Source organism: Caballeronia sp. LZ065 (assembly GCF_031450975.1).
In the GTDB taxonomy this organism is placed as follows: Bacteria; Pseudomonadota; Gammaproteobacteria; order Burkholderiales; family Burkholderiaceae; genus Caballeronia.
In genome coordinates this window covers 291,376-299,724 of record NZ_JARUXV010000003.1, presented here as the reverse complement: position 1 = coordinate 299,724, position 8,349 = coordinate 291,376, and the positions used below count along the sequence as shown (strand labels likewise).

Annotated in this window: 7 protein-coding genes and 1 pseudogene; 5 read left to right on the top strand and 3 right to left on the bottom strand. The window is 63.3% G+C overall.

Going from position 1 to position 8,349, the window contains the following annotated elements; genetic code table 11:
• Nucleotides 1-352 precede the first annotated feature (352 nt).
• Nucleotides 353-688 (top strand): annotated as a pseudogene (locus QCE63_RS36895) (ChuX/HutX family heme-like substrate-binding protein); the annotation flags it as partial.
• Between the two features lie 27 nt (nucleotides 689-715).
• Nucleotides 716-1,327, top strand: coding sequence for a ChuX/HutX family heme-like substrate-binding protein (locus QCE63_RS21670; RefSeq protein ID WP_309835893.1), 612 nt, complete (start codon nucleotides 716-718; stop codon nucleotides 1,325-1,327).
• Between the two features lie 37 nt (nucleotides 1,328-1,364).
• On the opposite strand, the gene QCE63_RS21665 is transcribed toward QCE63_RS21670, so the two are convergent.
• The 3 genes from QCE63_RS21665 to QCE63_RS21655 form a co-directional block, all read right to left on the bottom strand.
• The gene (locus tag QCE63_RS21665) at nucleotides 1,365-2,426 is read right to left on the bottom strand and encodes a M14 family metallopeptidase (RefSeq protein WP_309835892.1); all 1,062 of its coding nucleotides are present in this window, start codon (nucleotides 2,424-2,426) and stop codon (nucleotides 1,365-1,367) included.
• Nucleotides 2,427-2,440: 14 nt separating this feature from the next.
• Nucleotides 2,441-3,634, bottom strand: a complete 1,194-nt coding sequence (locus tag QCE63_RS21660; protein WP_309835890.1) for a M20 aminoacylase family protein — start codon at nucleotides 3,632-3,634, stop codon at nucleotides 2,441-2,443.
• Between the two features lie 113 nt (nucleotides 3,635-3,747).
• The gene (locus tag QCE63_RS21655; RefSeq protein ID WP_309835889.1) at nucleotides 3,748-4,647 is read right to left on the bottom strand and encodes a LysR substrate-binding domain-containing protein; all 900 of its coding nucleotides are present in this window, start codon (nucleotides 4,645-4,647) and stop codon (nucleotides 3,748-3,750) included.
• A 205-nt stretch (nucleotides 4,648-4,852) separates the two neighbouring features.
• Here QCE63_RS21655 and QCE63_RS21650 point away from each other — a divergent pair, with 205 nt between their 5' ends.
• The 3 genes from QCE63_RS21650 to QCE63_RS21640 all read left to right on the top strand — a co-directional run bounded on the left by QCE63_RS21650 (nucleotide 4,853) and on the right by QCE63_RS21640 (nucleotide 8,327).
• The gene (locus QCE63_RS21650) at nucleotides 4,853-6,169 is read left to right on the top strand and encodes an MFS transporter (protein WP_309835887.1); all 1,317 of its coding nucleotides are present in this window, start codon (nucleotides 4,853-4,855) and stop codon (nucleotides 6,167-6,169) included.
• Nucleotides 6,170-6,739: 570 nt separating this feature from the next.
• Nucleotides 6,740-7,312 carry a 2Fe-2S iron-sulfur cluster-binding protein gene (locus tag QCE63_RS21645; RefSeq protein WP_309835885.1) on the top strand — a complete coding sequence of 191 codons (573 nt, stop codon included), beginning with the start codon at nucleotides 6,740-6,742 and terminating at the stop codon, nucleotides 7,310-7,312.
• 10 nt (nucleotides 7,313-7,322) lie between these two features.
• Nucleotides 7,323-8,327, top strand: coding sequence for a xanthine dehydrogenase family protein subunit M (locus QCE63_RS21640; protein ID WP_309835883.1), 1,005 nt, complete (start codon nucleotides 7,323-7,325; stop codon nucleotides 8,325-8,327).
• The last annotated feature ends 22 nt before the right edge of the window (nucleotides 8,328-8,349 follow it).

Genomic DNA, 8,349 nt, shown 5'->3' with positions numbered 1-8,349 from the left:
CTGGCGACAATGCATGAAGCCTTCCTCAAACTCGCTGCCTGCATGATCTGCTGGAATACTCTTCAACGATCTGCTCAGGCATTTTGAAACCACCTCTTAGCAATTAAGCAGGTTTGAGATATTTCGAAAAAACATCTTTTCTTGTTCTTGAGCAATACCGCGTGAGCCGCTTGGCTTCCGTCAAGCAAAGCGCTAAAGGCAAACCCTTAGGCATGCCCACAAGCGTAATCTCATTGCCATCCATCACGACCAAGGAAAGGCAGTGAACGAAATCATCGATGCATTTAAAGACAGGATCCCCAAGGAATATGCGTACGATATTGCCCGGGATCTTCAAATCGACGAGTTGACGATGATGCGCGCACGTGTCGGCACGGATGCCGTCGCGCTGAGCGTGCCTGATGTGAAGGCGTTTATCGCGGGGCTCGAAGGCTGCGGCGAAGTGCGCGGCATCACGAGAAACGAACATGCCATCAGCGTTCAGACCGGCGTGTTCACGAATCAATACCTGAACGGTTATCGGCAGATGAGCGTGTCGGCCGAAGCGGGTTTGGTTCTCAATCCCGGCGGTCTTGATCTGCGGATTTTCTTCCGTCATTGGAAAAACTTTTTCTTTTTGCGCGACGAAAAACCGAATCGCACGCTCGAGTCCATCCAGATCTTCGACGACGCCGGCCGAGCCGTGCACAAGATCTATGCGACCCAGCATACGAACATGCCGGCCTTCAATGCACTCGTGGAAAGCTATCGGTGCACGCACGAGACCGCCAAGGCCCACGTCGAATCAGTCGCGCCTCGCGGCATGCCGCATAGCCATCCTGGTGCGGACGGCCACGGCGCGTCCGAGCAATCCATCAGCGAAGAATGGCGCGCCATGAGCGATCCGCATGACTTCTATCTGCTGATGCGCAAGCACGGCAAGAGCCGGCAGGAACTGTATCGCTGCGTGGAGCCCGACCTGGCGCGCGAAGTCGCCGCTGATTCGCTGATGGACGTGCTCACCGAGTCGAAGATGAGGGACGTGAGCCTCGCGATCTTCGTCAGCAATGCGGGCTGCGTGCAGATATCGACGGGCAAGGTCGAGAAGCTGGCCAGGGACGCGCAGTATCTCAACGTGCTGAACAAGCAATATCGTCTGCACGTGGAGCACGAGCGGATCGACCGCTGCTGGATCGTGAGCAAGCCGTCCGACTGCGGCTATGTCACGAGCCTCGAAGTATTCGCCAAGGACGGCCAGCTGATCCTGCAAATCTATGGGCAGCGCGCCGAGCATGAGCCGGAGCAGCCCGGCTGGCGCGTGATCCTGGCGGGCTGCATGTCGCTGTGACGCGCCGGGCCGCTGCGGCGTGTGCGGCCCGGATTGGTCAGCTCTCGCGCGACAGGCCGTATAGCCCCTGCAACACGGCCGCGCGCGCCTGACCGAGGATCTGGCCGCGCCAGACATCGTCATCGATAACGAAGGCCGCACGAATCTGCTGGCGGATTTTGTTCTTCACGGCATCGGGTGCGTCGACGTGCTGCCTCACCCATTGATCCGCACGCAGCATGTCGAGCATCTCGGTGAGCGGCACCGTGCCATATTCCACCGCGATCCCCGCATTGGCCGAATGCGGACACGTCTGCCGCAAGGTATCGAGCAGCGGCCCGGCAATGTCCGCCGCGATCGAGGTGCCGTCCGACGGGCTCGTCACATCCGCGCCCCACCAGCGGCGTGCGCGCTGCACATCGCCCACGCAGATCTTCGCGCCGAAACCGCTCGGACCGAGCCCCGTATGGAAGTCGATCCAGCCCATCGATGTACAGGCCTCGCCATATTCCGTCAGCAGTTCGCGCATCGTGCGCGTGCTCCATGCCGTTTCCGCGCCGCCATAGAACATGCCCTGCGGATGCGTGTACTGGCCTGTCGTCACGGCCTGCTGGTACGCCCATTCACCGCGCTCGTCGATATAGCCGCAAATGGCCTGTACATTGGCCTCGTCGGGCGGCCAGGTGGCCGGGATCAGAAGTTCGTGCAATTCCGCATAGCCCGCGTTCTGCGGCAAAGGCGCAGTGAAGTCGATACTGTTGCGGTTCAGATCGACATTGCCTTCCGTCGTGCGGCTCAGACAGGAAAAGCCATAGGGATTGATCGCATGCACAAGCAGCAGCGCGACATCGAGTTGCTTCATCAGCGCGGCCAGTCCGTCGTCGCGCATCAGTGCGATCTGCGCGCCCGAGCCGCAGAAGCCTTCCACGCCATGCGTCGCCGAAGTCAGCACCAGCATGCGCCGCGCCGCGCGCGGCCCGATGCGCACGACATCCGTGGCCAGCAACTCGCCTTCGAGTCCGGCCACGCCCTCCAGCACGCGCGTATCAACGTTCAGCCGACGTTCGGCGGCGGTGTCGAGGAAGCGCTGGCGCGCCTCGCGATAGGTCGATGAAAACATGTGCGCTCTCCCGTTCAGGCACGCGAAAGAAACGCCTGCGCGAGCCGCACCCAATAGGTGGCGCCGAGCGGCAGCAGTTCGTCGTTGAAGTCGTAGCTGCTGTTGTGCAGCATGCATGGACCGATGCCGTGCCCATGTTCGCGATGCGCACCCACGCCATTGCCGATATACGCATAGCAGCCGGGCCGCTCCAGTAGCATGTACGAGAAATCCTCGGCGCCCATGGTGGGATCGACGTTCGGATTCACTTTCTCCGCCCCGACGATATCGCGCATCACGCCCAGCGCGAACTGCGCTTCCGCTTCGGTGTTGACGGTCGGCGGATAGTTGCGCAGGAAACTGACTTCCGCCTTGCAGCGATACGCCGTCGCCGTCGCGCTGACGATCTCTTTCATGCGCGTCTCGATCAGATCGAGCACCTCGGTCGAGAACGTGCGCACCGTGCCGGCGAGGGTCGCGGTGGTGGGTATCGCGTTGATCGCATGGCCCGCCTGCATGCGCGTGATCGACAGCACGGCGGCATCGACCGGGCGCTTGTTGCGCGTCACGATGCTCTGCAAGCCCGTGCCGATCTGCAAGGCCGTGAACACCGGGTCCACGCCATCGTGCGGTATTGCGGCATGCGCGCCGACGCCCTCGATGCGGATCTCGAACTCGTTGCTCGACGCCTGGGTCGCGCCCACGCGCGCGCCGAATTCACCGGCGGGCATGCCGGGCCAGTTGTGCAGCGCGAACACGGCATCGACCGGGAAGCGCTTGAAGAGACCATCCTCGATCATCGCCTTCGCGCCGCCGCCGCCTTCTTCCGCGGGCTGGAAGATGAAGACGACGGTGCCGTCGAAATCCCGATGCTTCGCGAGATATTGCGCGGCGCCGAGCAGCATGGCGGTATGGCCGTCGTGACCGCACGCATGCATCTTGTTCTCGTGGCGCGATGCATGCGCGAAGGTGTTCAGCTCGGGAATGGGCAACGCGTCCATGTCGGCGCGCAAACCGATGGCGCGTTTGCCGCTGCCCTTCCTCAACACGCCGACCACGCCCGTCTTGCCGAGTCCGCGCGTCACTTCGATATCCCAGCTTTCAAGCGTGCGCGCCACAAGCTCGGCAGTGCGGGCTTCTTCGTAGCAGAGTTCGGGATGCGCGTGAATATCGCGGCGAATGGATTGAATCGTGGCGCGGCTTGCGGCGATCTCGGGAATGATCGACATGCTTTCCTCTTGAGTGATGGTTGGACGGTCGACGTTGCCGAAGCATTGTCAGCGGCCGCAATTCACAGGGAAAGCTGATATTTCTTGTCCGTCACTTAAGCAAAGCTTGCGTGTCAGGTCTCGTTCGCGAGCGGCATCGTGCCATGCGAGCGCAACCGGATGCGTTCCTGCACGACGCTCATCACTGCATGCCGGTCGTGGATCTTGCGCTCCAGCATGCCGACGACACGGCGCGGCGTATGCCGGGCAAGCGACATCACGCGCAACGCGGGGTCGCTTGCCCAAGAGCCGTGTTCGAGCAGCGGCACCACGGACACGCCCGCGTCCTGCCGCACGAGTTCCACGATCACTTCCAGCGAATTCAGTTCGAGGAACTCGTTCACCACGAGCCGGTTGTGCCTGAGGGCGCGCTCGATCAACGCGCCGGTACGCTGCGCGCGGTCGAAGCGCAGGAACGGGCGGCTGGCCAGCATCTCGGCGGCGCTCAGGGCCGCGCCGCCCGGCGAGCCGATCACGACCAGCGGCTCCGAATAGAGCGGCGTCCAGTTGAGACTGGCCGGTGTCTTGCCCGCCATCTCGACGATCACCGCCGCATCGATCTCGCCTGCTTCCACTTGCGGTGCGAGCGCGAGCGCCTTGCCCGTGAAGAGACGCACGTCGAGCTTCGGGTACTGACCTTTCAGTTCGGTGACAACCGATGCCAGCGCGCCCATTGCCGAATCCACTGCGCCAATGGACACCGAGCCGGCAATCTCGTCATCGAGGCCGGTGTGCCGCATGCTGTCGTACAGCGCGACGATGCGCTCCGCCTGCGGCAATACCTGCTTGCCGATGCTCGTCAGGCGATTGGTCCGTCCCACGCGGTCGAACAGCGGCCGTTTGAGGTCGTCTTCGAGCGACTGCATCTGCATGCTCACGGCGGCTTGCGTGAGCGCGACTTTTTCGGCGGCGGCAGCGAAGGAACCGTAGCGCGCAACGGCAATGAAGGTGCGCAGGAAGCGGATGTTGCTCATCGTGGCTAGGGGCTTACCCGATCGTTCAATCAGGTTTCCTTGAGTGTCAGTTCAGAAATTCTATATTTTCTTATTTCAGCATGGCGTAGTGTTTGAGGGTTGCAGCGGTCTGCTCGCCTACCCGGTGCAGGCCGGAATACACGGCTGTCGTCGGCCAACCAGTCTGGCATTTGATCAATCGCCCCACGCCCACGGAGGGCATTCGATGAGCACCGTACTTCCTGCAGCCCACGCGGCCGAACCGAACGCCGCGCTCAACCTGTCCGGCCGACGAGCAATCGTCGTATCGACCATCGGCAACGCGCTCGAATGGTTCGACTTCATGGTCTACGGCTTCTTCGCCGTCATCATCTCGAAGCTCTACTTTCCCGCCACCAATCCCACCATCTCGCTGCTCGCCACCTGGGCCACCTTCGGCGTCGGCTTCCTGACGCGGCCGCTCGGCGGCATTGTGCTCGGCGCCGTGGCGGATCGGGTCGGACGCAAGTCGGCGCTCACGCTCACCATCTCGCTGATGGCGGTCGGCATTGCGATCATCGCGTTCGCGCCGACGTATGCGGCCATCGGCATTGCCGCGCCCTTGCTGATGTTGCTGGGCCGGCTGATTCAAGGCTTCTCGGCGGGCGGCGAAGTGGGCTGCGCGACGGCCTTTCTCGTCGAATACGCGCCCGCTGACAAGCGCGGCTACTTCGGCAGCTTCCAGATGGTCGCGCAGGCGGCGGCGAGTCTCACGGGCTCGTTCTTCGGCGCGGTGCTGACCCGCACGCTGAGCCCCGAGCATCTCAATAGCTGGGGCTGGCGCATACCGTTCGTGGTCGGCCTGCTGATCGTGCCGGTGGGACTGTATCTGCGTTCGAAGCTCGATGAATCGCCGGTGTTCGTCGAGAAGGCGCAGAAGAACGAATTGAGCGCAAGCCCCATCCGCGACACGGCCACCAAGCACTGGACTTCCGTGCTTGCGGGCTTTGGCCTGACGGTGTTCGGCACCATCGGCACGTATATCTTCCTGCTGTATCTGCCGACCCACGCGACCCGCGTGCTGCACATGGCGCTCACCGACGGCCTCATCAGCTCGACCATCGGCGCGCTCGTGTATCTGGTCTGCTGCCCGTTCTTCGGGCGCCTGTCGGACCGTATCGGCCGCAAGAAGCTGATGCTGACCGCGCTCGCGCTGTCGCTGCTCACCGCGTATCCGATCTTCGCGGTGCTGACCGCGCATCCGAGCCTGCCGATGCTGATCGTCTGCCAGGCGCTGCTGATGACCTACCTCGGCATCTTCCAGGGCTGCTATCCGGCGTTCATCTCGGAGCTGCTGCCCTCCAGCGTGCGCTCGACCGGCATCTCGGTGAGCTACAACGTCGCGGTGATGATCTTCGGCGGCTTTGCACCGGCCATCGTGCAATGGCTCACGATGAGCACGGGTGACCCGCTTTCAATTTGCTACTACGTGATCTTTGGCAGCGCAGTGGCACTGGTGACGATCATTCCGCTGCGCGACCGTTATAGCGAAGCATTGCGGTAAGTTTGCTGCATCGAGTTCGCAAAGGAAGGAGAATGGTCCGGCCAGCCCGAAAGAGCAGCGCACTTAAGTCTGATTTAAGAATGCGCCTTTAGCCTGAAGTCTGACCGATCCACCCCTCCTTCCGGCCGCGCAAGCGGCCATTTTTTTGGACTGACGCCATGCAGATGACTGTGCGCCTGTTCCTCGTCCTCGCGGCGCTCGTGGCGTTCACGACGGTCGGCGTCTACTTGTTCTACCTGTTCGTACGCGTCGTGTTCCCGCACTGAAGCTCAACGCCGGGCATGCTTCGTGCGCCTGCGCAAGACCGGCAGCGCATGCAAGCTTGCAGTCGAGAAAGTTTCGCGTCCGCTGCCTATACTGGCTTGAGTTGGCTTGTGCGTCTTCACACGCGACCCCGCGGCACATGAAGTCCTGCGCGCCATGCGCAGACTCTTCCTCGGCTGCCCGTCCCCCGCCTGACGCGCGCCGTCACGCTCTCGCTCCATCTTCGCCTTCTCACGCCGTGTTGCCTGCCTGGGCCGCGCTTGCCATGCAGTGCAGCTTCCATGCGCTACCCCTGGAGAATGCTCGATGCCACAACGCCCCGTCCCCCAATCCAAAACCATTCACGCCGACACGCCCAGTTCCCCCCGCAATGAAGCACTGGCGCCGGTCCGGACGCCGGCCGCGCCCGCCAGCGTCACGTTCACGGTGAATGGCCGCAGTCACACGCTCTCGCTCGACCCGCGCACGACCCTGCTCGACGCCCTGCGCGACCATCTGCATCTGACCGGCACGAAGAAAGGCTGCGACCACGGCCAATGCGGCGCCTGCACCGTTCATGTCAACGGACGCCGCGTGAACTCATGCCTGTGCTTCGCCGCTGCATGCGACGGCGACACCGTCACGACCATCGAAGGCATCGGCGAAGTGGAGGCGCTGCATCCGTTGCAGGCCGCGTTCGTCGAGTGCGACGGCTATCAATGCGGCTACTGTACGGCGGGCCAGTTGATGTCGGCGGTCGCGCTGCTCGACGAACCCATTGGCCCGAACGACGACGACGTGCGCGAAGCGATGAGCGGCAACCTGTGCCGCTGCGGCGCCTATCAGAACATCGTCACGGCGATCCAGTCGGTGCGCGCCGACAAGACCCCGGCCAAATAAGGAGAGCACCATGGAAACGTTCCAGCTCTCCCGCGCGCGCGACATGCGCGACGCGATCAATGGCGGCGCGCTCGCGCATACCGCCCAGCAAGGCGCCGAAGTGCGCTTTCTCGCGGGCGGCACCACGCTGCTCGACCTGATGAAGCTCAATGTCGAGCGGCCGATGCGCGTCATCGACATCAGCCGCCTGCCGCTCGATGCCATCGAGGCAACGAGCGATGGCGGCGTGCGCATCGGCGCCACCGCGCGCAATTCGGACCTCGCGCATCACGCGCTGATTCGCGAACGCTATGCGGTGCTGTCGCAGGCGGTGCTGGCGGGCGCGTCGGTACAGCTGCGCAACATGGCGACGACCGGCGGCAACATCATGCAGCGCACGCGCTGCGTGTATTTCCGCGATACCGCTTCGCCCTGCAACAAGCGCGAACCGGGCAGCGGCTGCTCGGCCATTCAAGGCTTCAACCGGATGATGGCGATACTCGGCACGAGCGAAGCGTGCATCGCGAGCAATCCGTCGGACATGTGTGTCGCGTTGCAGGCGCTCGAAGCGACCATTCACGTGGAAGGCACGGGCGGCAAGCGCGCGATTCCCGTCGACGAATTCTTCCTGACGCCGGGCACGACGCCCGATCGCGAGAACGTGCTCGACGCCGGCGATCTCATCACGCACGTCACCGTGCCGCCGCTGCCGCAAGGCGCGCGGTCGGCGTATCTGAAGCTGCGCGATCGCGCATCGTATGAGTTCGCGCTGGCGTCGGCGGGGATCGTGGTCGCGGTCAAGGACGGGCGCATCGAGCATGCGCGCGTGGGTCTGGGCGGCGTCGGCACGAAGCCATGGCGCTCACGCGAGGCTGAGCAGGTGTTGCAAGGCGCGTCGCCCGACGAGGCGACCTTCCGCCGCGCCGCCGATGCCGCGCTCGCCGCTGCGAAGCCGCAAAGCGAGAACGGCTTCAAGGTGGAGCTGTCGAAGCGCTGCATCGTGCATACGCTCAAGCTCGTCACGCAAGCGTCCTGAACCCGACCAAGGAAACCTGACT

What these genes read in the sequence shown, in the direction of transcription:
- QCE63_RS21665 (WP_309835892.1), bottom strand. Translation starts at nt 2,426, where the DNA reads ATGTTTTCATCGACCTATCGCGAGGCGCGCCAGCGCTTCCTCGACACC.
- QCE63_RS21650 (WP_309835887.1), top strand. Translation starts at nt 4,853, where the DNA reads ATGAGCACCGTACTTCCTGCAGCCCACGCGGCCGAACCGAACGCCGCG.
- QCE63_RS21670 (WP_309835893.1), top strand. Translation starts at nt 716, where the DNA reads ATGCCGGCCTTCAATGCACTCGTGGAAAGCTATCGGTGCACGCACGAG.
- QCE63_RS21660 (WP_309835890.1), bottom strand. Translation starts at nt 3,634, where the DNA reads ATGTCGATCATTCCCGAGATCGCCGCAAGCCGCGCCACGATTCAATCC.
- QCE63_RS21655 (WP_309835889.1), bottom strand. Translation starts at nt 4,647, where the DNA reads ATGAGCAACATCCGCTTCCTGCGCACCTTCATTGCCGTTGCGCGCTAC.
- QCE63_RS21645 (WP_309835885.1), top strand. Translation starts at nt 6,740, where the DNA reads ATGCCACAACGCCCCGTCCCCCAATCCAAAACCATTCACGCCGACACG.
- QCE63_RS21640 (WP_309835883.1), top strand. Translation starts at nt 7,323, where the DNA reads ATGGAAACGTTCCAGCTCTCCCGCGCGCGCGACATGCGCGACGCGATC.